The 801-nt window shown below is 63.9% G+C and carries 1 protein-coding gene; it reads right to left on the bottom strand.

The features are described 5' to 3' along the window. Window positions 1-779: transposase (locus tag AC1DVA_RS28835; RefSeq protein WP_476808195.1), on the bottom strand; the 779-nt coding region annotated here is incomplete at its 3' end. Window positions 780-801: the final 22 nt, after the last annotated feature.

The raw sequence follows: 801 nt of genomic DNA, 5'->3' as shown, positions 1-801 counted from the left end.
GCCCAGACCTCTGAGGAGGTGTTCTGCGTCGTCACCAGGCGCGGCAACATCCGTCCATCGGCATGCGCCGCCGAGGTCACCGCGCTCTCCCGGATAAAGCCAAAGCGCCGGTCGATCGCGATGTGGGTCTTGTAGCCAAAGACCGGCAAGGCGATCTGCGGCAAGGGTGTGCCGTCGGGCCGATACCGGATCTTGCCGCCGATCTTCAGCGTCCAGCGCGCGTCGACGTCCTTCTGCGCTGCCTTGCTGGGTTCGTCTGGCCAGATCTCCTTTGCCGTCTTGCCAGCCTTGATCGCCTCCTTCTCCGCGTCCGTGTTGCGCTGCTTGGGCGCCGGCACGAGGGAGGCATCGACGATCTGGCCCGACATCGGGATGTAGCCCTTCTTCTGAAGCTGCCAGTCGAAGGCCTTCATCACCCGCCGCAGCGTGCCAGTCTCGGTCAGCCTGTTGCGGAAATGGCGGATCGTGTTCTCGTCGGGCGTCGGAGCGCCAAGATCAAAGCGCAGGAAGCGCATCCAGGACAGGCGGTCCCGGATCATGAACTCCATCTTCGCATCGCTGAGATTGTGCTGCACTTGCAGGATCAGCGCCTTGAACATCGACACGGGATCGAAGGGCGGGCGCCCGCCCTTGGCTCCGTCGCCGTAGCCGAGGCCCTCGACCAGCCAGCCTCGGAAATACTCGAAATCGATCGTCGCTTCGAGCGTCTCCAACGGGTCGCCGATCTGGCTCAGCCGCTCCAGATGCTCCGACAACCCGAAAAACGACCGCTGTTCCATCGCAATCATCCGCCCTCCGCCC

It is taken from the genome of Allobosea sp. P4_C6 (assembly GCF_056402015.1).
The sequence above is the reverse complement of the archived record's forward strand: the minus strand, read 5'-3'. Positions and strand labels throughout refer to the sequence as shown.